The organism is Ancylobacter moscoviensis (genome assembly GCF_007559435.1).
In the GTDB taxonomy this organism is placed as follows: Bacteria; Pseudomonadota; Alphaproteobacteria; order Rhizobiales; family Xanthobacteraceae; genus Ancylobacter; species Ancylobacter moscoviensis.
This window is the reverse complement of record NZ_VMBP01000001.1, coordinates 1,212,963-1,237,356: the sequence shown is the minus strand read 5'-3', so window position 1 is coordinate 1,237,356 and position 24,394 is coordinate 1,212,963. Positions and strand designations below refer to the sequence as shown.

Here is a 24,394-nt window from a genome sequence, read left to right as displayed (position 1 = left end):
GCCGGACCCATGACGAGCCTTGCCCCCCTCTCCCGCGCCGCCTGCATCGGCGGCGGCGTCATCGGCGGCGGCTGGATCGCCCGCTTCCTGCTCGCCGGCATCGACGTGAAGGTGTTCGACCCGCACCCGGAAGCGCAGCGCATCGTCGGCGAAGTGCTTGCAAATGCCGAGCGCGCCTACGGGCTGCTGACCAACGCCCCGCTGCTGCCGCGCGGCCGGCTCACCTTCTGCGCCAGCCTCCGCGAGGCGGTGACGGATGCCGAGTGGATACAGGAGAGCGTGCCCGAGCGGCTCGACCTCAAGCGCCGCGTGCTCGGCGAGATCGATGCCGCCGCGCCGGCCGACGCGCTGATCGGCTCCTCCACCTCGGGACTGCTGCCGTCCGATCTCCAGGCGGAACTGACCCATCCCGAGCGGCTGTTCGTCGCCCATCCCTACAACCCGGTCTACCTGCTGCCGCTGGTCGAGATCGTCGGCGGCACGGCGACGGCGCCCGCCACCATCGAGCGGGCGAAAGCGGTGCTCGATGCCATCGGCATGAAGGGCGTCGTCATCGCCCGCGAGATCGAGGCCTTCGTCGGCGACCGGCTGCTGGAGGCGCTGTGGCGCGAGGCGCTGTGGCTGATCAAGGACGACATCTGCGACGTCGAGACGCTCGACGACGTGATCCGCTATTCCTTCGGCCTGCGTTGGGCGCAGATGGGCCTGTTCCAGACCTACCGCATCGCCGGCGGCGAGGCCGGCATGCGCCATTTCCTCGCCCAGTTCGGACCGTGCCTCAAATGGCCGTGGACCAAGCTGACCGACGTGGTCGACCTCGACGATGCGCTGGTGGAGAAGATCGGCGCGCAGTCGGACGCGCAGGCGGCGGGGCTCTCCATCCGCGAGTTGGAGCGCATCCGCGACGAGAACCTCGTCGGCATCGTGCAGGCGCTGAAGGCCGGGCGCGGCGGCGAAGGCTGGGGAGCGGGCAAGCTGCTCGCCGACTTCGAGCAGCGGCTGCTGGCGCAGGCGTCTCCCCCGGAGACCCCCGACCTCTCCGCGCCGCTCGCGCTGGTCGAGACGCGCGTGTCGCCGGCCTGGATCGACTATAACGGGCACATGACCGAGCACCGTTATCTCCAGGTGTTCGGCGACACCACGGATGCGCTGCTGCGGCTCATCGGCGTCGACCTCGCCTATGTCGAGGCCGGGCACAGCTACTACACGGTGGAAACGCATATCCGGCACCTCGACGAAGCCAAGCTCGGCGAGGAACTGCGCTCGACCTGCCAGATCGTCGCCGCCGACGAGAAGCGCATCCATGTGTTCCACCGGCTCTTCGCCGGCGCCCCGGCGCGCGAAGTGGCGACCGCCGAGCAGATGCTGCTGCATGTGGACACGAAGGCCGGCCGCGCCGCGCCGGCGCCGGGCACCGTGCTCGCACGGCTGCGGCCGATCGTGGATGCGCATGCCCGGCTGGACGTTCCGCCGGAGGCGGGACGATCCATCGGCCGCAAGCGGGAACCGGTGATTGCGTAGGACGGAAAAGCGCGGCGGCGCGGCTCAGACGAAGACCATCGCCGCCGCGCCGGCCGCGCAGGCTCCCAGCGTCACGCCCCCCAGCCGCGTCGCGTATCCCCGGCTGCCGAGACCGACGGCATAGGCCGCGCGGGCCAGCGCGTTGGACAGCAGCGCCAGCAGCACCGCCCGGGCGGCGGCCGCCATCTCGACGCCCTCTCCGGCCAGCCGGGCGCTGGACAGCACCACCGCATCGACATCGACCAGACCGGAGATCAGCGCCAGCCAGGACAGGCCGGCGCTGCCGAAGCGCGCGGTCATCCAGCCGGCCAGCAGGCCGACCAGCATCAGCAGCAGCGCGAAGCCGACGACGGGGACGAGTTCGAAGGGATTGCCCAGAACGGTCTCGCCCGCCGACTGCTCGAAGCGGCGTGCCATCAGCCAGGCCGTCACCAGAAAGACGGCGGCGGCGGCGACGATCGGCGCCGCAACCGCGACGCCGAGCGCCGGCTTGACGGCCAGGACCACCACGAGAACCCGCAGCAGCGAGGTCGCACCGGCGGCAGCGGCGCCGGCGGCCAGCGCCGCATCCGGCTCGCCCTGCGCGGCGCGGCGGGCGAAGGCGGTGGTGATGGCGGTCGAGGAGACGAGGCCACCGGTCACGCCGGTGACGAGCAGGCCGCGCGCCGGCCCCAGCAGGCGCATGGCGACATAGCCGGCATAGGACAGGGTGGCGACGAAGACGCTGAACAGCCAGATGCTGCGCGGATTGATGCTGTCATAGGGCCCCATGGCCTCGTCCGGCAGCAGCGGCAGCACCACCCCGCTCATGCCCAGCAGCAGCAGCGCCGAGCGCAGCTCGACCCAGGTGATGCGCTCAAGGAGCTTGTGGGCGTAGTCGCGGCTGGCCAGAACGACGGCGACCACAATGCCGCCCGCGCCGGCCAGCTGCCGGTCCCCCGCCACCGCCAGCGCGCCGAGGGCGAACACCAGCATGGCGGCGACCGTGCCGGTGACGCTGTAGTCCTCGTCCTCGCGGGCCTCGGCACGCTTGAACCAGGCGAAGACGACGATGAAGCCGACGAAGCCGACGCCGACCAGCAGCGGCGTCTGCAAGGCGAGCGCCAGCGCCGCGAAAACGCCCCCGAGCAGGCCGGCAAGCGCATAGGTGCGCACGCCCGCCGTGCGGCTGCCCGGCGCGGCGGTCCGCTCGCGCCAGCCGCGCTCGACGCCGACGACGACGCCGATGGCGAGCGCCAGCACCAGTCGGAACGCCAGATCGATATCCATGACCTTACCCGCGACGCGCCACCGATCGTCCCCCGTCAGTATCGGACAACGCCGAAAGACGGGAAAGCGGCCTGAGCGACAGGCCACCGCCGGCGATATGGCACGCGGCCGGCGCGCCCGCTACTCGTCGAGAGCTTCCAGCACCAGTTCCGCGGTGATCGCGCTGCTGTACTGCTGCTGGCCGGTGATCAGGCGGCCGTCACGGATGGCGAAAGGCGCGTTCGCCTCCCGGCAGAGGAAGGTGGTGCCCTCGATGCCGGCAGCCTCGCTTTCGATGGTGTACTCGTTCAGCTTCATGCCGAAGGCGGTGTTGACCTCCTCTTCCTCGGCATCGGTGAAGCCCGTCCACTTCTTGCCCTCGGCCAGCAGCTTGCCGTTGGACAGGCGGGTCCACAGCAGAAGCCCGGAGCCATGGCAGATCAGCGCGACGACCTTTCCCTTCTCGTAGAAGGACGCGATCAGCGCGTGCAATGCCTCGTCGTCCTTGAACGTCAGAAGCGGGCCGCCGCCGCCCGCGACCCAGACCGCGTCGTAGTCGTCCACCGTCACCGCGCTGATGGGCAGGGTATTCCTGAGCATCGGACCGAACGTCGCGTGGTGCGCGAAGCCGAGGCTGATCAGATCGTCCGCATAGGCGCCGCCGGGGGTCCGCGGGTCGCTGTGGGTGTCGAACATCACCTCCCCGCCTTTGGGCGAAGCGAGGTCCACCCGGTGCCCCGCCTCGATGAAGGCGAGGAAGGCGCGCGTCATCTCCTCGGCGAAGAAGCCGACGGGGAAACCCTTGAGCTGGGTCGTGTTGGAAACGATGGACAGGATGCGACGCGGCTTGCGCTTCACACCGATCCGGGTTTCGACTTTCAGGTCCGATGCCGACATGGGCTGCCTTTTCCAGTTTCAGCCGCGGGAAGCGCGGGAAGTGGGAACGGGGGAAGGATGACGCGCCGGCGGCGCGGCGCGAGGATGAGGGGGCGCTAGCCCCGGAAGCCGCCGGTCTCGAGGAAACGCTTCTCCTCGGGCGTCGTGGCGCGCCCCAGCATCGGGTTGCGGTGGGGGAAGCGCCCGAAGCGGCGGATGATGTCGCGGTGGCCTTCGGCGTGTTCGAGCCAGGTCGGGCCGAGCCGCGCGTTCAGCGCGACCGAGATGTCCTGGTCGGCGATATCCTCCGAATGGGCGAAGGGCAGGCAGAAGAACAGCCGCAGCGCCGGCTCCACGCGCTCCATGTGTCCCGCCTCCACCGCCTGCCGCGCATGGAGGCGCGCCAGCGGATCGGTCGCGTACATATGCGCCGTGCCGCGGAAGGCATTGCGGGGGAACTGGTCGGTGAGGACCAGCAGCGCGAGCGCGCCCTCGGCGGTCTCCGCCCAGCCGTCGTGCCGCCGCGCCGCGACCTCCATGTGCAGGTCGAGGAAGCGCTGGCGGAACGCGGCGTCGAAGGCGGGGTCCTGGTCGAACCACTGGCCGCGCGTGCCGGCCTCGCTCCAGAAGCCGATGACGGCGGAAACCCCGTCATCGGAGGCCCGGACCTCGATGCGGCGGCGGGCGATCATGACGCGGCTCCGGGCCCCGCCGGCGTTCCCTTGACCGGCGCGTTGCCGTGGATCAGCTCGCGGCCGGCATAGATGCCGTCGGTGATCTCGATGGCGAGCCGGTCGCTGTCGCGCCGGCGGATGTCCTCGACCACGCGCTCGCGCTCCTCCTCGTCGACGTTGAGGAGTTCCAGCGCCTTCTCCCCGAGGGCCAGCGCGGATTCGAAGGTTTCGCGGATCTGCCACTCGACGCCGGCATTGATGAGCTCGATCGCGTGCTCGCGGTCGAAGGAGCGCGCGAGCACCGGCACCAGCGGGAACTCCGCCTTGATGAGCTCGGCGATCTTCAGGCTCGCCTCGCGATCGTTGACGGCGATGACGACGAGACGCGCCTCCCCCGCGCCGGCCGCGTGGAGAATGTCGAGGCGCGCGCCGTCGCCGTAATAGACCTTGAAGCCGAAATCCTGCGCGTTGCGGATGGCGTCCGTGTCGGTCTCGATGATGGAGATCGAGCAGCTGTTGCCCAGCAGCGGCTGGCTGACGATCTGGCCGAAGCGGCCGAAGCCGATCAGCAGGATGCTGGCGGAGAGGTTCTCCGCCGCCTCGACGCCTTCCATGGACGGCGCGGGCCTGGGCATCAGCCGGTCATGCAGGATGATCATGAGCGGGGTGAGCGCCATGGAGACGATGATGGTGGCGGTCAGGATGGCGTTCGCCTCGGCGTCGATGATGCCGACCGCGGTGGCGGCGGCGTAGAGGACGAAGGCGAACTCGCCGCCCTGCGCCATCAGCACCGCGCGCTCCACCGCCTCGCGCGACGAGGCCCGGAACAGGCGGGCGACCGCGTAGATGCCGAGCATCTTCAGCACCATGTAGGCGACGACGGCCAGCGCGATCAGCCGCCAGTTGGCGGCGATCACCGAGAGGTCCAGCGACATGCCGACGCCGAGGAAGAACAGGCCGAGCAGGATGCCGCGGAACGGCTCGACGTCGGCCTCGAGCTGGTGGCGGAAGGTGGATTCCGACAGCAGGACGCCGGCGAGGAAGGCGCCCATCGCCATGGACAGCCCGCCGAGCTGCATGGCGAGCGCCGCGCCGAGCACGACGAACAGCGCCGCCGCCGTCATCACCTCGCGCGCCTTGGCCTTGCCGAGCAGGCGGAACAGCGGATCGAGCAGATAGCGGCCGGCGAGGACCAGGCCGGTGATCGAGGCCAGCCCGATGGCGACGCCGGTCAGCCGGTCGGCAAGCGTCGCGTCCTCGCCGCCGGGCGCGAGGAAGGCGACGAGGGCCAGCAGGGGAACGATGGCGAGGTCTTCCAGCAGCAGGATCGCGACGATGCGCCGGCCCTTGGGCAGGCCGAGCGCGCGGCGCTCCTCCAGCATCTGCATGACGATGGCGGTCGAGGTCAGCACGAAGCCGGTGCCGGCGACGAAGCTCTGCGGCACGGGATAGCCGAGCGCCTGCCCGACGCAGGTCAGCAGCCCGATGCAGACCGCGACCTGCAGCAGCCCGAGGCCGAAGATCTCACCGCGCATCGACCAGAGCCGCGAGGGCTGCATCTCCAGTCCGATGATGAACAGGAACATCACCACGCCGAGCTCGGCGACATGCAGGATCGATTGCGGATCGGAGAACAGGCCGAGGCCGAACGGACCGATGGCGAGGCCCGCGGCGAGATAGCCGAGCACCGAGCCGAGGCCCAGCCGCTTGAACAGCGGCACCGCGATGACCGCCGCGCCGAGCAGCACGACGATGGGAACGAGATTGAAGCCGCCATGGGAGGCGGCCTCGGCGGCGTGAGACGCGGCTTGGGATGCGGCTTCGATCGTCATCGGTCAGTCTCTCCGGTCGGCGCCTCGGATCGGCCCTGCCACGCCGGCACCGCCACGAGGATGGCGGGCACGGCGAAGACCACGGGCAGGATCGGCAATTCCTGCGCCACCGTATAGCCGGCCTTCGTGACGCCGGCCCACATATTCGTCGGCGCGGCCTTCAGGGCGCCGCGTGCCGCGGGGCGGCCTCCTGCCGACGGCGCCTGAGGCGCCCTTCCCAGAGCCCGACGACCATCATGACGAGGGTGGTGAGCCAGCCCATGGTGAGCAGGTCGACCGTGTAGGCCAGCGGAATGAAGGCCGCCAGCACCACGGCGCCGACGATATGGGAGACCGGTACCACGCCGTAGACCACCTTCTTGTAGGTCGCGCTGCCGAGCAGATAGATCCCCGGCCCGGCCGAGAGAACCAGCGCATAGGCGAGCTTCAGCGGGTCGTGCGGATGCGCCATCACCAGATCGTTGCCGACGGCGGTGGCGATGATGCCGGCGACCAGAATGGCGTGAACGTAGTGGAAATAGGCGCCGATCCGGCCGGGATCGTCGGAATGGGTGATGGTGTCGGTGGCCTCCTTGCTGGACGTGCCGAAATACAGCCACCACATGGCCAGCGTGCCGAAGAAGGTGGCGAGCACCGCCGACAGGACGGTGACGTCCCAGCTCTCGGCGTGGGACAGGGTCACGCCGGTGGCGAGCAGCGTCTCGCCCAGCGCGACGATGACGAAGAGCTGGCAGCGCTCGGCGAGGTGTCCGCCCTCGATGGTCCAGTCGCTGGTCTTCGAGCGGCCGAACCCCGGCAGCGCGAAGCCGAACATCGGCGAGATGTACTCGCACCCCACCGCGATGGCCCACAGGCCGATCCGCGCCCATCCCTCGGCGAAGACGCCCGCGAACCAGAAGACGGCGGCGATCAGCAGCCAGACGAGCATGCGCCGGTAATTGGCCGAGAGCGGATGATCCGCGCCCAGTTCCCAGACGATATAGGCGGTGCGGCCGACCTGGATCGCCACATAGGCGAGCACGAAGACCAGCGCCCGCTCGCCGAAGGCGCCCGGAATGGCCGCCGCCATGCCGAGACCGGCCAGCATCACCGCGAAGATCAGGGAACGGATGCGCGGCGTTTCGGGATCGAACCAGTTGGTGACCCAGCAGGTGTACTGCCAGCCGAGCCAGACGGCGAACCACAGGATCAGCGTCTCGATCACGCCGGTGAGCGACAGGCCGTGCAGCAGCTTGGCGCTGAGCTGGGTGACCGCGAAGACGTAGACGAGATCGAAGAACAGCTCCTCATAGGTCACGCGGGCATGATGGCCGTCGCGCCGGCGAAGGAGCGGGTGTTCAGTCATCTGTTCGGACATGGGGCTTCCCTCACCGCGCGGGACGTTCGCAGCCGTCTATCGGGCGAACCGCCAGACGGCGATGCCGGCGAGCACGGCCGGCACGATAAAGACGATGAGCAGGATCGGCAGTTCGTCGCGCATGGAATAGCCGGCCTTCGTGACGCCGACCCACATGTTCACCAGCGCGATGACCAGCCAGACCGGGACGAAGGCCTTGGCGGCGAGCGCCAGATCGGGCGTGGCGCCGCCCCACAGCCTGCCGAACAGCAGAAACAGGCCGAGCAGGACGATCCCGCCGCCGATGACCATCGCCATGTGCATGATCCCGCACCCCTTATCTTCAGGAAAACACGCTGAGGTTCTTCGCGATGTCCTTGCCGGCATAGGGCGGGAACACGTCGAGCTCGACGTCCGGATTGCCGATCAGCATGGCCTTGGTGTTGCTGAGCGCGTCGAAGCCGGCCTTGCCGTAGTATTTCCCCATGCCGCTGTTGCCGACCCCGCCGAAAGGCAGGCTGTCGATCCAGCAATGCAGGTTGGTCTGGTTCACGCAGCCGCCACCGAAGGACAGGCTGGCGAGCACATGGTCGATGGTCTGCCGGTCCTTGCTGAAGATGTAGGCCGCCAGCGGCTTCGGCTTGCGCTTGATCACCTTCAGCAGCGCGGTCAGGTCGCCATAGGCCATCACCGGCAGCACGGGGCCGAACACCTCCTGCTGCAGCGCCGGATCGTTCCAGTCGGAGGGGTAGAGGACGGTCGGCTCGACATAGCGCGCCTCGACATCGAAGCGCCCGCCATGCACCACCTTTTCCGGCAGGATGTAGGACGCGACCCGCTCCGCGTCATGCGTGCTGATCATCCGCGCGAAATCCGGGCTCCGGCTCGGATCCTCGCCATACATCTTCACGATCGAGGCCTTGAGCCTGGCGATGAAGGCATCCGCGACGCTCTCATGCACGCAGACATAGCCCGGCGCGATGCACCATTGGCCGGAGATGGCGTTGTGCCCCCACGCGATGCGGTCGGCGGCAACGTCGAGATTGGCGGTGGCATCGACGATGGTCGGATTCTGGCCGCCGAGTTCCAGCAGGACCGGCGTCAGGTGCTCGGCCGCGGCGCGCATCACCACCTTGCCCACGGCCGAGGAGCCGGTGAAGAAGATGAAGTCGAACGGCAGTTCCAGCAGCGCCGATATCTGCTCGCGCCCGCCGGTGACGATGGCGACGTTCTCCGGCGCGAAATAGCGCGGCACGAGATCGGCCAGCAGCGCCGCGGTGCGGGGCGTGGTGTTGGCGGGCTTGAGGACCACCGTGTTGCCGGCGGCGAGCGCGGCGATGGCCGGATCGAGCAGCAGGAGGATCGGCGCGTTGAAGGGGCCGATCACCAGCGTGACGCCGTAGGGTTCCTTGTAGATGACGCCGCGATTGCCGGTCGCTTCGAGGCCGTCCGGAATCTTCACCGTCTCCGGCGCCATCAGCGCCTTCAGGTTCTCGCGGTAATAACGGATCACGCCCATCGGCACGGTGATCTCGAACAGCTGCTCGAAGGGAGGCTTTCCGAAATCCTCATGAAGCGCCGCGCAGAGCGCCTCCCTGTTGTCGGCAAGCATCCGCTCCATGCGGTCGAGCTGATCGATGCGCCAGTCGTAGCCCTTGGTGGCGTCGGTCAGGAAATGTTCGCGCTGAGCGTCGAGAATGGACTGGAACGGATTGGTCACGCCGACCTCCCTTCATGCTGACGCGAAGAGAAACGCCCCGGCAGTCTCGCGATTGCCGGGGCGCAGGCCTCACTTCGTGGTGTAGCCGCCGTTCACGAGGATGGTCTGGCCGGTCATCCACCAGCCCTCGGAGGCCAGCATGCGGATCCACGGCACGATGTCCTCGATGTCGGTGAGGCCGGTCTTGGAGTACTTGGACAGCGCCGCGGCGGTCTTGTGATAGGCGACCGCATCCGCGCCTTCGGCCGGGTAGAAGAAGCCGGTGTCCATCGGGCCAGGGCCGATCGCCGTCACCGAGATGCCGCGGTCGCCGAACTCCTTGGAAGCGGCGCGGGTGAAGTGCTCCACCGGCGCCTTGGTGCCGGCATAGGCGGCGTAGAAAGGCGTGTAGGCACCGAGCAGCGAGGTGACGACCGTCACGATCTTGCCGTTGTCGTTCAGGTGCTTGCCAGCTTCCTTGAGGAAGAAGAACGCCACCTTCGAGTTGACCGCGGTCATCTCGTCATATTCGGCCTCGGAAATCTCGACCATCGGCTTCTTCAGCACCTTGCCGACGGTGTTGATGGCGATGTCCGGGCGCCCCACGGCGGCGACGGTATCGGCGAAGAGCTTCTCCACCGCGCCGGCGGCGATCAGGTTCGCCTGCAGCGCCACGGCCTCGGCGCCCGCGGCCTTGACGGCGGCGACGGTGGCGTCGGCTTCCGCCTTGGTGGCCGCGGTGTTGTAATGGATCACGATGGCCTTGGCGCCCTGCGCGGCGAAATCGCGGGCGACAAGCCCGCCGAGATTCTTGGCGCCGCCGGCGATGAGAACGGTTTTTCCCTTGATGGAATGATCGGTCATTTCGTCAGCCTCCTTGGAGTGCGGCCGCTCGATGCCGCCGCTCCTTTCGCGATGGCAATTTATCTCTTAGTGTTGCGCGAAAAATACGTTGCCTCTGGCTTCATTTGTCAGAATACGCGCACAATCGGAGTTGAAAGCGCCGTGGACCGGATCGACCTGTTCCGCATCTTCGCGCGCGTGGTCGAATGCTCCAGCTTCACGCGCGCCGCCGACACGCTCGGCCTGCCACGCTCCTCGGTATCGGCGGCGGTGCTGGAGCTGGAGACACGGGTCGGCGCCCGCCTTCTCCACCGCACCACCCGCAAGGTCTCCCCGACGCAGGACGGCGTCTCGTTCTATGAGCGCTGCCTGCCGCTGGTCGCCGACGTCGAGGAGGTCGAGGGGCTGTTCCGCCAGTCGGCCACGCAGCTGACCGGCCGGCTGCGGGTCGACGTGCCCGGGCGGATCGGCCGCCTCGTCATCGCGCCGGCGCTGCCGGATTTCCTCGACCGCTATCCGCAGATCGACATCGAACTGGGCGTCACCGACCGTGCCGTCAATCTCGTCGAGGACGGCATCGACTGTGTGCTGCGGGTCGGGCCGCTGAGCGATTCCGGGCTGATCGCCCGCTCGATCGGCAGCCTGCCGCTGATCAACGTGGCGAGCCCGGCCTATCTTGCCCGCCACGGCATCCCCCAGTCGCCCGACGAGCTGGCCGGACACTGGGCGGTGAATTACGCCTCTCCCTCGACCGGGCGCGTCGAGAACTGGGAGTGGGTCGAGAACGGCACCGCGCGGGAGAAGCCGGTGCGCGGCCGCGTGACCGTGAACGGGGCGGAGGCCTACATCGCCTGCTGCCTCGCGGGGCTCGGGCTGATCCAGATCCCCGCCTATGACGTGCGCGCGCATCTGGCCGCCGGCGAACTCGTCGAGGTGATGCCCGACCACCGCGCGGCGCCCATGCCGATGACCCTGCTCTATTCGCACCGGCAGCATCTCTCGCGCCGGCTGCAGGCCTTCGCCGACTGGCTGGAGGCGCTGCTGAAGCGGACCATCTGCGGCGATCCCGGCCAGGCCTGAGCGCACGGACGGCCCGAGCCGGCGGACCCTCGCGAACGGCGTGGGAGCCGAAAGCTTCCCTATGGTGCGCAGATGCTGCATCGCACCTAAACGAAGGTTCGAGTCTTTCGAATTTATCGCCGTTGCGGCCAATATGAGTTTCGTATAGCGTCCATATGAAGATAAAAACGAAAGCACTCCGATGTAACGGAAGCGCATCGTGGGAGACGCCAATTGGACGCTCGTACGCTGGACGAGACCTACGACCTCGCGATCATCGGCGGGGGCGTGAACGGCTGCGGCATCGCACGTGACGCGGCGGGGCGCGGCGTCTCGGTCGTCCTGTTCGAGCAGGGCGATTTCGCCGGCGCCACCTCCTCCGCCTCGACCAAGCTGATCCATGGCGGCCTGCGCTATCTCGAGCAGTACGAGTTCCGCCTCGTGCACGAGGCGCTCGCCGAGCGCGAGGTGCTGTGGTCGATCGCCCCGCACATCATCCGCCCGCTGCGCTTCGTCCTGCCGCACCATGCCGGGCTGCGGCCGGCCTGGCTGCTGCGCCTCGGCCTGTTCCTCTACGACCATCTGGGCGGGCGCAAGCTGCTGCCGGCGACGCGCACGCTCGATCTCGCGCGCGATCCCGCCGGACGGCCGCTGCGCGACGATTTCCGCCGCGCCTTCGAATATTCCGACTGCTGGGTCGAGGACAGCCGCCTCGTCGTGCTGAACGCCCTCGACGCCGCCGAGCGCGGCGCCGACATCCGGCGCGGCGCGCGCGTCGTCTCGGCCCGGCGCGAGCCGGAGTTCTGGCGCCTCGAGGTCGAGGAGGACGGCGTCCGCCACGCCGTGCACGCCCGCGCGCTGGTCAACGCCGCCGGCCCGTGGGTGCACGAGGTGCTGGCGCATGTGGTGAGCGCCAACTCGCCCGCCAATGTCCGCCTCGTGCAGGGCAGCCACATCGTGGTGCCCCGGCTCTACGAGCACGACCGTGCCTACATCTTCCAGAACGCCGACGGGCGCATCATCTTCGCCATCCCCTACGAGCACGACTTCACGCTGATCGGCACCACCGACCGCGACTTCGGCAGCACGCCCTCGAAGCCGGTCGCGAGCCCGGAGGAGATCGCCTATCTCTGCGCGGCGGCCAGCGAGTACTTCAAGGCGCCGGTGACGCCGGAGCAGGTGGTGTGGACCTATTCCGGCGTGCGCCCGCTCTATGACGACGGGGCCTCCAAGGCGCAGGAAGCCACGCGCGACTACGTGCTGGAACTCGACGACGCCGACGGGCGCGTGCCGGCGCTCTCGGTCTTCGGCGGCAAGATCACCACCTATCGGCGCCTTGCCGAACACGCGATGCAGAAGCTCGCGCCTTATCTGCCGGCCGCCGCCAAGGCCTCCTGGACCGGCACCGCGCCGCTGCCGGGCGGCGACTTCGGGGTGGCCGACCAGCCGCGCGTCGTCGCGCAGCTGCTGCGCGCCCATCCCTGGCTCGACGAGCGGCTCGCCCGCCGCCTCGTGGTCGCCTACGGCACGCGGGCGATGCGCATTCTCGACGGCGCGCGCGCCGCCGCCGATCTCGGCCGGGTGTTCGGCGCCGACCTCACCGAGGCGGAAGTGGGCTACCTCATGCGCGAGGAATGGGCGCGCACCGCCGAGGACGTGCTCTGGCGCCGCTCCAAGCTCGGCCTGCGCTTCACGCCCGAGCAAACCGCCGCGCTCGACGCCTTCATGCGCGAGGCGAGCCGCCTGCCCTCCCCGCCCGCCGCCGCGCAGGGAGGCGCCCGATGAGCCTCGAACTCGACCATGTCAGCCGCTCCGTCGCCGGCGTGCCCTATATCCGCGATGTCTCGCTGCGGCTGGAGCGCGGCAGCCTGAACGTGCTGCTCGGCGCCACGCTGGCCGGCAAGACCAGCCTGATGCGGCTGATGGCCGGCCTCGACGCGCCGACCTCCGGGCGCATCCTCGTCGATGGGCGCGACGTCACCGGCGTGACGGTGAAGAAGCGCAGCGTCGCCATGGTCTACCAGCAGTTCATCAACTACCCCGCGCTGACGGTCTACGAGAACATCGCCTCTCCCCTGCGCGTGCAGGGCCTGTCGCGGACGGAGATCGAGGCGCGCGTGACCGAGGCCGCCAGGCTGCTGAAGCTCGACCCCTATCTCCAGCGCACGCCGCTGGCGCTTTCCGGCGGCCAGCAGCAGCGCACCGCCATCGCCCGCGCGCTGGTGAAGCGCGCCGACCTCGTGCTGCTCGACGAGCCGCTGGCCAATCTCGACTACAAGCTGCGCGAGGAACTGCGCGAGGAGCTGCCGCGCATCTTCGCCTCCACCGGCGCCGTCTTCGTCTACGCCACGACCGAGCCGACCGAGGCGCTGCTGCTCGGCGGCAATACCGCGACGCTGATGGAAGGCGCGCTGACGCAGTTCGGCCCGACGGCGCAGGTCTATCGCCGCCCGGCCGATCTCGCCACGGCGAAGGTCTTCTCCGACCCTCCGCTCAACGCGCTGCGCATCACCAAGTCGAGCCACACGGTTCTGCTGAAGGGCGGCACGGTGCTGCCGGCCACCGGCATCTTCGCCAGCGTGCCGGACGGCGCCTACACCATGGGCGTGCGGGCGCATCATCTCGGGGTGGGCGAGATACCGCTCGCCGAGGAGGTTCCGGCGCATGACGGGCTCATCCGCCTCGGCGCGTCCGTCGCGGTGACGGAGGTCACGGGTTCGGAGAGCTTCCTGCACATGGACATGGGCGAGGAACGCCTCACCGCGCTGGTCTCCGGCGTGCGACGGCTGGAGCCGGGCGCCGCGGTCGAGGTGATGATCGATCCCCGCCACATCCTGTTGTTCGACGCCGACGGCCAGCGGGCCGGGCGCGCGTTCGACGCGGCGGCCTGAGGAGGAGCGGACAATGGCCAGCATCACCCTCGACGGCCTCGCCCACGCCTACCGGCCCGACCCGCGCGGCCCGCAGGACTACGCGCTGAAGGAGATCAACCACGTCTGGCGGCAGGGTGGCGCCTACGCGCTGCTCGGCCCCTCCGGCTGCGGCAAGACCACCCTGCTCAACATCATCTCCGGCCTCGTCATCCCGACCAAGGGCCGCATCCTGTTCAACGACCGCGACGTGACCCACCTGCCGACCGAGGCCCGCAACATCGCGCAGGTGTTCCAGTTCCCGGTCGTCTACGACACGATGAGCGTGCGCGAGAACCTCGCCTTCCCGCTGAAGAACCGGCACCTGCCGCGCGAGGCCATCGCCCGGCGCGTCGAGGAGATCGCCCATCGGCTCGACCTGTCGGCGGTGCTCGACCGCAAGGCCTCCAACCTCACCGCCGACGCCAAGCAGAAGATCTCGCTCGGGCGCGGCCTCGTGCGCTCGGACGTCAACGCCATCCTGTTCGACGAGCCGCTGACCGTCATCGACCCACACCTGAAATGGCAGCTGCGCTCCACGCTGAAGGAGCTGCACCGCGCGCTCGACCTCACCATGATCTACGTCACCCACGACCAGACCGAGGCGCTGACCTTCGCCGACACGGTCGTCGTCATGCATGACGGCGCGGTGGTGCAGACGGGCACACCGGAGGAGCTGTTCGAGCGCCCGGCGCACACCTTCGTCGGCCATTTCATCGGCTCGCCGGGCATGAACGTGCTGCCGGCGAGGGTCGAGGGCCGCACGGCGCATATCGGCGACGTCGCCATCGAGCTGGTGCGCGCCTACCCCTCCCTGCCGGCGGGCGAGCGGATCGAACTCGGCGTGCGGCCGGAATTCGCCACGCTGGCGGGCGCCGGCACCGGACTGCCGGTGAAGGTGCGGCGCATCGACGACATCGGCCGCGCCCGCATCGCCCGCATCGAGATCGCCGGCCACCCGGCCGCCGCCATGGTGCCGGACGCGCTGGCGCTCGACGGCGACACGGCCGGCCTGCGGCTCGATCCCCGGCACGTCCACATCTATGCCGGCGGCGTCCTCGTCGAAGGGGAAACGGCAAACCGCGAGGGAGGGGCGTGATGGAAAAGCCGCTCAACAACCGCGCCTGGCTGCTGGTCGCGCCGGTTTTCCTCATCGTCGCCTTCTCGGCCATCCTGCCGATCATGACGGTGGTGAACTATTCGGTGCAGGACACCTTCGGCAACAACCAGTTCTTCTGGAACGGGCTGGGCTGGTTCCAGGAACTGCTCGACCCCTCGACCGAGCTCGGCGGGCGCTTCTTCGACGCGCTGTGGCGCAACCTGCTGTTCTCCGCGATCATCCTCGCCATCGAGGTGCCGCTCGGCATCCTCGTCGCGCTGTCCATGCCGCGCGAGGGCTGGAAGGTCGCCGCCACGCTGGTGATCATGGCGCTGCCGCTGCTGATCCCGTGGAACGTCGTCGGCACCATCTGGCAGGTCTTCGCGCGCGCCGATATCGGCCTCGTCGGCTGGGGGCTGAACGCGCTCGGCATTCCCTACAACTACACGGGCGATCCCATCGCCGCGTGGATCACCATCGTGGTGATGGACGTGTGGCACTGGACCAGCCTGGTGGCGCTGCTGTGCTATGCCGGCCTCAAGTCGATCCCCGACGCCTATTACCAGGCGGCGCGCATCGACGGTGCCTCGCGCTGGGCGATCTTCACCACCATCCAGCTGCCGAAGATGAAGCGCGTGCTGCTGATCGCGGTGCTGCTACGCTTCATGGACAGCTTCATGATCTACACCGAGCCCTTCGTGCTGACCGGCGGCGGCCCCGGCAACGCCACGACCTTCCTTTCCATCGACCTCGTGAAGCTCGCCCTCGGCCAGTTCGATCTCGGCAAGGCGGCGGCGATGTCGCTGGTCTATAATCTCATCGTGCTCGCCCTGTGCTGGGTCTTCTACACGGTGATGACCAATACCGGCACCGAGCGGCCCGACCAGGGGGGCGCGGCATGAGCATCTCCTCGCCGCCGCGATTCCATCGACCGTCATCCCCGGGCTTGACCCGGGGATCCATGACCGGGTTCGCCGCCGGCCAGGAAGGCGTGGATGGCCGGGACAAGCCCGGCCATGACGGCGGACTGAATTTCAGGCTCGACGCAATCGGCATCGGAGATCGGCGATGAACCCGAACACGCGCGGCGGCGCCTTCATCATGGCGCTGTACCTGCTCTTCCTGATCATGCCGATCTACTGGCTCGTAAACATGAGCCTGAAGACCAATTTCGAGATCAATTCCGGCGTCACGCTGTGGCCGCGGGATCTGACCTTCGAGCACTACATCAAGATCTTCACCGACTCGAGCTGGTATTCGGGCTACATCAACTCGCTCACCTATGTGGTGCTGAACACCATCATCTCGATCGCGCTGGCGCTGCCGGCGGCCTACGCCTTCTCGCGCTATCGCTTCGTCGGCGAGAAGCACCTGTTCTTCTGGCTGCTGTCGAACCGCATGGCGCCGCCGGCGGTGTTCGCCCTGCCCTTCTTCAACCTCTACTCGGCCATCGGCCTGTTCGACACGCCCTGGGCCGTGGCGCTGGCGCACTGCCTGTTCAACGTGCCGCTGGCGGTGTGGATCCTGGAAGGCTTCATGTCCGGCGTGCCGCGCGAGATCGACGAGACGGCGGCGATCGACGGCTATTCCTTCCCGCGCTTCTTCGTGAAGATCTTCATGCCGCTGATCGCTTCCGGCATCGGCGTCGCCGCCTTCTTCTGCTTCATGTTCTCCTGGGTCGAGCTCTTGCTGGCGCGCACCCTGACGGCCACCAACGCCAAGCCGATCGCGGTGACGATGACCCGCACCGTCTCGGCGGCCGGCATGGACTGGGGCCTGCTGGCGGCGGCCGGCGTGCTGACCATCATCCCCGGCGCGCTGGTGATCTGGTTCGTGCGCAACTACATCGCCAAGGGCTTCGCCCTCGGGCGGGTGTGAGGAGGAGGCCGCGATGGACGACGTCACCACCCGCCTCGCCGAGAACACCGCCTGGATGGCCTGGACCTGGCAGACCGGGCTGTTCTTCGCCGTCATCATCGGGCTGCTGCTCACCTTCACGCTGCTGGCGGTGTGGCGGCCGGAACGCGCCCGCGTCGGCGTGCTCGGCATCCCGACCACGCGCGGCGACCGGCTGTTCATCACGCTGCTGGGCAGCGCCTTCATCAATCTCGCCTGGCTCGGCCTGGTGGGACCCGAACTCGGCTGGGCGCTCGCGCTCTGCCTTGTCTACGCACTGGCGGTGTTCCGCCTCGTGTGAACTTGCCTAAGCGGCAGCAAGCCGCGGGACTCTGGGAAGAAACGGGAGGAAAGACCCATGTTGCAGTCACCGAGCCGTGGCCGGCTTCTGCTGGCCGCCAGCGCCGCGGCGCTGATCGCCTTCGCCGCGCCGGCGCGCGCGGACGAGGCCGCCGCCAAGAAGTGGATCGACAGCGAGTTCCAGCCCTCGACGCTCTCCAAGGACGAGCAGCTGAAGGAGATGGAGTGGTTCATCAAGGCTGCCGAACCCTTCAAGGGCATGGAGATCAACGTCGTCTCCGAGACCATCACCACGCATGAATACGAGGCCAAGGTCCTCGCCAAGGCGTTCTCGGAGATCACCGGGATCAAGCTCACCCACGACCTCATCCAGGAGGGCGACGTGGTGGAGAAGATCCAGACTCAGATGCAGTCGGGCAAGAACATCTACGATGCGTGGGTGAACGATTCCGACCTCATCGGCACGCATTTCCGCTACAAGCAGGTGGTGCCGCTCACCGACTGGATGGCGGCCGAGGGCAAGGACGTCACGTCGCCGACGCTCGACCTCGCCGACTTCATCGGCATCTCCTTCACCACCGCGCCGGACGGGAAGGTCTACCAGCTTCCCGACCAGCAGTTCGCGAACCTCTACTGGTTCCGCTACGACTGGTTCACCAACCCCGACATCAAGGCCAAGTTCAAGGCCAAGTACGGCTACGAGCTGGGCGTGCCGGTGAACTGGTCCGCCTATGAGGACATCGCCGAGTTCTTCACCAACGACGTGAAGGAGGTCAACGGCGTCAAGGTCTATGGCAACATGGACTACGGCAAGAAGGACCCCTCGCTCGGCTGGCGCTTCACCGATGCGTGGCTCTCCATGGCCGGCAACGGCGACCGCGGCCTGCCGAACGGCAAGCCGGTCGACGAATGGGGCATCCGCATGGAAGGCTGCCGCCCGGTCGGCTCCTCGGTCGAGCGCGGCGGCGACACCAACGGCCCGGCGGCGGTCTATTCGATCACCAAGTACATCGAGTGGCTGAAGAAATACACGCCGCAGCAGGCGCTCGGCATGACCTTCTCGGAGGCCGGCCCGGTTCCCGCGCAGGGCAACATCGCCCAGCAGATGTTCTGGTACACCGCCTTCACCGCCGACATGGTGAAGCCCGGCCTGCCGGTGATGAACGCCGACGGCACGCCGAAGTGGCGCATGGCGCCTTCGCCGAAGGGCGCCTACTGGAAGGACGGCATGAAGCTCGGCTACCAGGACGTGGGTTCCTGGACGCTGCTGAAGTCGACCCCGGTCGACCGCCGCAAGGCGGCCTGGCTCTACGCCCAGTTCGTCACCTCCAAGACCGTCTCGCTGAAGAAGAGCCATGTCGGCCTCACCTTCATCCGCGAGAGCGACATCTGGGACAAGAGCTTCACCGAGCGCGCGCCCCAGCTCGGCGGCCTGATCGAGTTCTACCGCTCGCCGGCCCGCGTGCAGTGGTCGCCGACCGGCGTGAACGTGCCGGACTACCCCAAGCTCGCCCAGCTGTGGTGGCAGAATATCGGTGACGCCTCCTCCGGCGCGAAGACGCCGCAGGCCGCCATGGACGCGCTCGCCGCCGCGCAGGACTCCGTCATGGAGCGCCTGGAACGCTCGGGCGTGCAGGGCGAATGCGGCCCGAAGCTGAACGCCAAGCACCCGATGGAGTACTGGGTCGACCTCGCCAAGAAGGAGGGCAACCTCGCGCCGCAGCCCAAGCTCGCCAACGAGAAGCCACAGGGCGAGACGGTCGACTACGACGCCCTGATCAAGAGCTGGCCCGCGACCCCGCCGAAGAAGGCGTCCAACTGACGCCCTCTTCCAGGGCACATAGCTGAAGCGGCCGGCGGGCCCACCCGCCCGCCGGCCGCCGACACCTCGCTTCCCCACTCCGGGGTTTGGGGACTCCGCCCCGGCACCTCGTCCCGGGCGCGCACGCGCCGTCCGGGACGATCTTCTTCCGCCCGGCATAGGCCCGGCCAGCATGGGCCCGGCCGGCAGGGGCCGCTTGCCACGGACGAGCATTGCGGACAGGTATCCGGCACCTTTCCGGGATGACGCCTTTTGCGGAGTGCAACGTGACGACCTACCTCCTCGCGATCGACCAGGGCACGACGTCCTCCCGCGCGATCCTGTTCCGTCCGGACACCTCCGTCGCCGCGCAGGCGCAGCAGGAGTTTCCGCAGCATTTCCCCGCCTCCGGCTGGGTCGAGCACGAAGCCGAGGACCTCTGGCGGTCCACGCTCGTCACCTGCCACGCGGTGCTCGACCAGGCCGGCGCGCAGGCTTCCGACATCGCCGCCATCGGCATCACCAACCAGCGCGAAACCACCGTCGTCTGGGACCGCAAGACGGGCGCCGCCATCCATCGCGCCATCGTCTGGCAGGACCGGCGCACCGCCGACCTGTGCGCCCGCCTGCGCGCCGAGGGCCATGAGCCGCTGGTCACCGAGCGCACCGGGCTGATCCTCGACCCGTATTTCTCCGGCACCAAGATCGGCTGGATCCTCGACGAGGTGCCGGGCGCGCGGGCCCGCGCCGAGCGCGGCGAGCTCGCCTTCGGCACGGTCGACAGCTGGCTGCTGTGGAAGCTCACCGGCGGCAAGGTGCACGCCACCGACGCCACCAACGCCGCGCGCACCCTGCTGTTCAACATCCACACCGGCACCTGGGACGACGACCTGCTGGCGCTGCTGCGCGTGCCGCGCTCGCTGCTGCCGGAGGTGCGCGACTGCGCCGCCGATTTCGGCGCGACGCGGCCGGAGCTGTTCGGCGGCACCATTTCCATCGGCGGCATCGCCGGCGACCAGCAGGCCGCCACGGTCGGCCAGGCCTGCTTCCAGCCCGGCATGATCAAGTCGACCTACGGCACGGGCTGCTTCGCCCTGCTCAACACCGGGACCACCGCCGTCCGCTCGCGGAACCGGCTGCTGACCACCATCGCCTACCAGCTCGGCGGCAAGCGCACCTATGCGCTGGAAGGCTCGATCTTCGTCGCCGGGGCGGCGGTGCAGTGGCTGCGCGACGGGCTCGGCATCATCGCCAATTCCGCGCACACCGAGCCGCTGGCCGAGGCCGCCGATCCGGCCCAGCAGGTCTATCTCGTGCCTGCCTTCGTCGGCCTCGGCGCGCCGCACTGGAACCCTGATGTGCGCGGGGCGATGTTCGGGCTGACCCGCAATACCGGCCCGGCCGAGTTCGCCCTCGCCGCGCTGGAGAGCGTCTGCTACCAGACCGCCGATCTGATCGACGCGATGAACACCGACTGGGCGAGCTCCGGCATCGCGCACGGCACCCCCGTGCTGCGCGTGGACGGCGGCATGGCCGCCTCGAACTTCGCCATGCAGCGTCTGGCGGACCTGATCGCCGCGCCGGTCGACCGGCCGGTGATCCGCGAGACGACCGCGCTCGGCGCCGCCTATCTCGCCGGCTACCATGCCGGCATCATGCCGGCGCCCGGCCGCTTCGCCGATTCCTGGCGTCTCGACCGCCGCTTCGATCCCTCGATGCCGGCGGAGACCCGCAACGCCAAGCTGGCCGGCTGGCGCGACGCGGTGCGGCGGCTGACAGCGCCCTAGACCGGCACGCTCAGAGAGCCCCGGCGTCCGGCTCGTCGCGCGTATCGGCGGGTTCCGCCGGGAATTCCAGCACCTGCCGCAGGCCGAGAACCGCGTCGCCCCGCTCCATGTTCTGCAGGCTGAGCGTGCCGCCGTTGCGGGTGATGATCTGCTCCGCGATGGCGAGGCCCAGCCCCGCGCCCGGCGTCGGCGCGCCGCGGGCGGGATCGACCCGGAAGAACGGCTCGAACACGCGCGGCAGCAGGTTCTCGGGGATGCCGGGCCCGCTGTCCTCGATTTCCACGCGCGCCCGGCCCTCCCCGCCGGCAACCCGGACCGTACCCTGGCGGCCATGCGTCGCCGCGTTGATCAGGAGGTTGCGCAGCGCGCGGCGCAGCGCCTGCGGACGGCCGCGTATCGTCACCGCCGCCACATCCTCCAGCTCCACCGCGTAGCCGATGGCCTGCAGCTCGACGACGGTGTCAGCGACCAGCCGGTCGAGCCGGATGGGCTCGCCCTCGCCGTCCTCCACCTCCTCCCGCACCAGCCGGATGGCGCTGTCGGCGATGCGGTCGAGTTCATCGAGATCCTCGATGAAGGCGCTGCGCTCGTCCTCCGGCAGGAATTCGGCGCGCAGGCGCATCCGCGTCATCGGCGTGCGCAGGTCGTGCCCCGCCGCCGCGACGAGGCGCATGCGACTCTCCATCGCCTGGCCGAGGCGGGTGGAGAGCAGGTTGATGGCGCGCGCCGCCGCCCGCACCTCGCGCGGCCCCTTCTCGGGAAGAAGCCGCAGCGCGCCGTTGGGGTCGATGGCGGCGGCGGTGCGCTGGAGCAATGCCAGCGGCTCGGTGAGGCGCCGCACGGCGAACACCATGACGAGGGTGACGCCGAGCGCCACCAGCACCAGCCAGCCCACGAGCGCCCATTCGCCGCCCGGACCGGGCCTCGGCAGCGCCAGCGGCATGATGAGCCAGTGCCCGTCGGAAAGCCGGGCGGAGACGACCGGCCACGGCGCGTCCGGTCCGTCGGTCACGACCACGCGCTGGGTGCGCCCGCGGCGCTCCAGGGCGGCGTTGATGCCGTCGGTGGCGGGCCCGAAGAGCGCCCCGCCCGCCGGCGCATCGGCGATCCGGCCGTTGGGGTTGCCCACCAGCGCCTCGTGGTTGCGCTCGGCGAGATCGATGAGCAGTTCGAGCTGCACCGCCGTCGCGTCCTCGGCCTTGGCGAAGTCGGGCGGCGAGAGCATCAGGAAGGAGAGGCCCGTGGCGATGACCAGCACGCCCAGGACGGAAGCGACCAGCAGCGCGGTGAGCTTGGTGCGGATCGTGTTCACGGTGCCGGCGTCTCCGGGCCGGAGACCGGCTCCACCCGCGCCGCCATCTGGTAGCCGCCATTGCGCAGGGTCTTGATGATCTGGAACGTTCCGGCGTCGCCCAGCTTGCGGCGCAGGCGGCTGATCAGCACGTCGACGGAGCGGTCGAAGCCGCCCGTCGCCCGCCCGTGGGTGATGTCGAGCAACTGCTCGCGCGACAGCATGCGGCCCGGCCTTTCCAGCAGCGCCAGCAGCAGGTCGAACTCCGCGCCGGTCAGCACGATCTCCTCCCCGTCATGGTCCCAGAGCTGGCGGCTCGCGGGATCGGCGAGGAAACCGGCGAAGCGCATCTGCGCGGCCGGCTGGGCGACGGGAGCGTCGCGCGGTGCCAGCCGGCGCAGCACGGCGCGGATGCGCGCCACCAGCTCGCGCGGGTTGAACGGCTTGCCGAGATAGTCGTCGGCGCCGATCTCCAGCCCGATGATGCGGTCGACATCCTCCTTGAGGGCGGTGAGCACGATGATCGGCACGCTGGAGCGCGTGCGGATCGCGCGGCACAGATCGAGACCGGAGACGTCCGGCAGCATCAGGTCGAGCACGACCAGCTCGATGTCGCCCTCCGCGAGCCGCCGCTCCGCCTCGCGGCCGGTGGCGGCGAGGGAGACGCGGAAGTTCTGCTCGGCGAGGTAGCGGCCGAGGAGCTTGCGGATCTGCTGATCGTCGTCGACGACAAGTATGTGGGTGCCGCTCGCGGCATCGGGGCTGCGCATGTCGTTCATGAGGCTCCTATAGCCACGACGCGCACCCCCTGCCGGGGAATTTTGCGAACGAGGGTTTCCACCGGCGCCCTGGCAATGTTGCGCAACAAATCTCCCGCTTTTTCAGCATAGCGCGAAACATACGAGCAATCCCAGCCGACTAGTTCTGCCCCCACGTCGAACCGGCCACCCGCGAACGGGACCGGGTGAAAACGGGACTGGGCGAAACGAGTGTGAGCATGATCAAGGGCAGGCTGTTCAGGTGGCTGCTGCCGGCAGTGGCCCTCCTGCTGCTGGCCGGCATCTATGGCGCGCGCAGCCAGTGGACGAAGGACGCGACCTCCACGCTGGTGACGGCGCCGGTGGCGCGCGGCGACGTGGAGGAAGCGGTGCTCGCCAGCGGGACGCTGAAACCGGCGAAGCTCGTCGCCGTCGGCGCGCAGGCGTCCGGGCGCATCACCCGCGTCGCCGTCTCCCTCGGCCAGACGGTCGCGGCGGGGGACCTGCTCGCCGAGATCGATTCCGTGCCGCAGGAGAACGCGCTGCGCACCGCCCGCGCCGCGCTCGACAATGTGCGCGCGCAGCTCGCGGAGAAGCAGGCCCTGCTCCATCGCGACAGGCTCATCCTCGAACGGCGCACCTCGATGGTGTCCCAGAAGGTCGTCTCGCAGGCCGACTTCGAGGCCGCCGAGGCGGATGTGAAGGTGACGCAGGCGCAGATCGAGCAGCTCAAGGCGCAGATCGTCGAGGCGGAGGTCGCGGTGGAGAACGCGACATCGAATCTCGGCTACACCCGCATCACCGCCCCGAGCGAGGGAACGGTGCTCGCCATCGTCAGCCAGGAAGGCCAGACGGTGAACGCCACGCAGTCCGCGCCGACCATCGTGGTGCTCGGCCAGCTCGACACGATGACGGTGCGGGCGGAGATCTCCGAGGCCGACGTGGTGCGCACCTCGCCCGGCCAGCGCGCCTATTTCACCATCCTCGGCGACGGCACACGCCGCTACGAGACCACGCTGGCGGCGATCGAGCCGGCGCCGGAATCGGTCAAGAGCGACGACAGCTTCTCGTCCTCCACGACGAGCGCGAGCAGCGCGTCGAGCACGACCAGCAGCAGTTCCGCCATCTACTACAACGGCATCCTCAACGTGCCGAACCCCGAGGGCCGGCTGCGCACCTACATGACCGCCGAGGTGCACATCCTCGTCGGCGAGGCGAATGACGTGCTGACCATTCCCGCCATGGCCCTCGGGGCGCGCGACGCCGCCGGCCGCTACGAGGTGCAGGTGCTGGACGCGAACGGAAGGCTCGAGAGCCGCGCGGTCGATATCGGCCTCAACGACAAGACCGTCGCCGAAGTGCGCTCCGGCCTGCGGGAAGGAGAACGGGTGGTGACGGGCGACACGGCGAGCGTCTCGCCGTCCCGCTCCGGCATGCCCGGCCCGCCGCCGATGGGGCTTTGACC

The 24,394-nt window shown here is 69.1% G+C and carries 22 protein-coding genes; 11 read left to right on the top strand and 11 right to left on the bottom strand.

Going from position 1 to position 24,394, the window contains the following annotated elements; genetic code table 11:
- Positions 1-9 precede the first annotated feature (9 nt).
- Positions 10-1,521 (top strand): carnitine 3-dehydrogenase, encoded by a 1,512-nt coding sequence (locus tag FO470_RS05740; RefSeq protein WP_144341907.1) that lies wholly within the window; start codon positions 10-12, stop codon positions 1,519-1,521.
- Between the two features lie 24 nt (positions 1,522-1,545).
- On the opposite strand, the gene FO470_RS05735 is transcribed toward FO470_RS05740, so the two are convergent.
- From FO470_RS05735 to FO470_RS05700, 9 genes are all read right to left on the bottom strand, one after another.
- On the bottom strand, positions 1,546-2,790 hold the full coding sequence (locus FO470_RS05735; protein ID WP_144341906.1) for an MgtC/SapB family protein: 1,245 nt from the start codon (positions 2,788-2,790) through the stop codon (positions 1,546-1,548).
- Positions 2,791-2,910: 120 nt separating this feature from the next.
- Positions 2,911-3,666, bottom strand: a complete 756-nt coding sequence (locus tag FO470_RS05730) for a type 1 glutamine amidotransferase domain-containing protein (RefSeq protein ID WP_144341905.1) — start codon at positions 3,664-3,666, stop codon at positions 2,911-2,913.
- Between the two features lie 95 nt (positions 3,667-3,761).
- Positions 3,762-4,337, bottom strand: a complete 576-nt coding sequence (locus tag FO470_RS05725; protein WP_144341904.1) for a DUF924 family protein — start codon at positions 4,335-4,337, stop codon at positions 3,762-3,764.
- Positions 4,334-6,151: a monovalent cation:proton antiporter-2 (CPA2) family protein gene (locus FO470_RS05720; RefSeq protein WP_144341903.1), complete on the bottom strand. Its 1,818-nt coding sequence runs from the start codon at positions 6,149-6,151 to the stop codon at positions 4,334-4,336. The genes FO470_RS05725 and FO470_RS05720 overlap by 4 nt, the downstream gene beginning before the upstream one ends.
- Entirely contained in the window at positions 6,148-6,294 is a 147-nt protein-coding gene (locus FO470_RS19490) for a hypothetical protein (protein WP_186291868.1), read from the bottom strand. Before FO470_RS19490 ends, FO470_RS05720 begins: the two co-directional genes overlap by 4 nt.
- A gap of 17 nt (positions 6,295-6,311) precedes the next feature.
- The gene (locus tag FO470_RS05715) at positions 6,312-7,508 is read right to left on the bottom strand and encodes a low temperature requirement protein A (RefSeq protein WP_144341902.1); all 1,197 of its coding nucleotides are present in this window, start codon (positions 7,506-7,508) and stop codon (positions 6,312-6,314) included.
- A 36-nt stretch (positions 7,509-7,544) separates the two neighbouring features.
- Positions 7,545-7,805 (bottom strand): hypothetical protein, encoded by a 261-nt coding sequence (locus tag FO470_RS05710; protein WP_244616464.1) that lies wholly within the window; start codon positions 7,803-7,805, stop codon positions 7,545-7,547.
- 25 nt (positions 7,806-7,830) lie between these two features.
- Positions 7,831-9,207 carry an aldehyde dehydrogenase family protein gene (locus FO470_RS05705; protein WP_144341900.1) on the bottom strand — a complete coding sequence of 459 codons (1,377 nt, stop codon included), beginning with the start codon at positions 9,205-9,207 and terminating at the stop codon, positions 7,831-7,833.
- A 69-nt stretch (positions 9,208-9,276) separates the two neighbouring features.
- Complete coding sequence (locus tag FO470_RS05700; protein ID WP_144341899.1) at positions 9,277-10,050, bottom strand: SDR family oxidoreductase; 774 nt, start codon at positions 10,048-10,050, stop codon at positions 9,277-9,279.
- A 141-nt stretch (positions 10,051-10,191) separates the two neighbouring features.
- Between FO470_RS05700 and FO470_RS05695 the strand changes: the two genes are divergently transcribed.
- The 9 genes from FO470_RS05695 (at position 10,192) to glpK (ending at position 20,880) form a co-directional block, all read left to right on the top strand.
- Positions 10,192-11,109, top strand: coding sequence for a LysR family transcriptional regulator (locus FO470_RS05695; RefSeq protein ID WP_144341898.1), 918 nt, complete (start codon positions 10,192-10,194; stop codon positions 11,107-11,109).
- A gap of 213 nt (positions 11,110-11,322) precedes the next feature.
- The gene (glpD, locus tag FO470_RS05690) at positions 11,323-12,873 is read left to right on the top strand and encodes a glycerol-3-phosphate dehydrogenase (protein ID WP_246659479.1); all 1,551 of its coding nucleotides are present in this window, start codon (positions 11,323-11,325) and stop codon (positions 12,871-12,873) included.
- Positions 12,870-13,979, top strand: a complete 1,110-nt coding sequence (locus tag FO470_RS05685; protein ID WP_144341897.1) for an ABC transporter ATP-binding protein — start codon at positions 12,870-12,872, stop codon at positions 13,977-13,979. The genes glpD and FO470_RS05685 overlap by 4 nt, the downstream gene beginning before the upstream one ends.
- 13 nt (positions 13,980-13,992) lie before the next feature.
- Entirely contained in the window at positions 13,993-15,096 is a 1,104-nt protein-coding gene (locus FO470_RS05680; RefSeq protein ID WP_144341896.1) for an ABC transporter ATP-binding protein, read from the top strand.
- On the top strand, positions 15,096-15,998 hold the full coding sequence (locus FO470_RS05675) for a carbohydrate ABC transporter permease (protein ID WP_144341895.1): 903 nt from the start codon (positions 15,096-15,098) through the stop codon (positions 15,996-15,998). The genes FO470_RS05680 and FO470_RS05675 overlap by 1 nt, the downstream gene beginning before the upstream one ends.
- 166 nt (positions 15,999-16,164) lie before the next feature.
- Entirely contained in the window at positions 16,165-16,974 is an 810-nt protein-coding gene (locus FO470_RS05670) for a carbohydrate ABC transporter permease (protein ID WP_144341894.1), read from the top strand.
- Positions 16,975-16,987: 13 nt separating this feature from the next.
- Complete coding sequence (locus tag FO470_RS05665; protein WP_144341893.1) at positions 16,988-17,293, top strand: DUF2160 domain-containing protein; 306 nt, start codon at positions 16,988-16,990, stop codon at positions 17,291-17,293.
- Between the two features lie 57 nt (positions 17,294-17,350).
- Entirely contained in the window at positions 17,351-19,114 is a 1,764-nt protein-coding gene (locus tag FO470_RS05660) for an ABC transporter substrate-binding protein (protein WP_144341892.1), read from the top strand.
- Positions 19,115-19,380: 266 nt separating this feature from the next.
- Positions 19,381-20,880 carry a glycerol kinase GlpK gene (gene glpK, locus FO470_RS05655; protein WP_246659478.1) on the top strand — a complete coding sequence of 500 codons (1,500 nt, stop codon included), beginning with the start codon at positions 19,381-19,383 and terminating at the stop codon, positions 20,878-20,880.
- A 10-nt stretch (positions 20,881-20,890) separates the two neighbouring features.
- On the opposite strand, the gene FO470_RS05650 is transcribed toward glpK, so the two are convergent.
- A complete protein-coding gene (locus FO470_RS05650) occupies positions 20,891-22,192 on the bottom strand; it encodes an ATP-binding protein (RefSeq protein WP_144341890.1) in 1,302 nt (433 codons plus the stop codon).
- Positions 22,189-22,950: a response regulator transcription factor gene (locus FO470_RS05645; RefSeq protein ID WP_246659477.1), complete on the bottom strand. Its 762-nt coding sequence runs from the start codon at positions 22,948-22,950 to the stop codon at positions 22,189-22,191. Before FO470_RS05645 ends, FO470_RS05650 begins: the two co-directional genes overlap by 4 nt.
- Positions 22,951-23,168: 218 nt before the next feature.
- On the opposite strand from FO470_RS05645, the gene FO470_RS05640 reads away from it, so the two are divergent.
- Positions 23,169-24,392 (top strand): efflux RND transporter periplasmic adaptor subunit, encoded by a 1,224-nt coding sequence (locus FO470_RS05640; RefSeq protein WP_186291843.1) that lies wholly within the window; start codon positions 23,169-23,171, stop codon positions 24,390-24,392.
- Positions 24,393-24,394 lie beyond the last annotated feature (2 nt).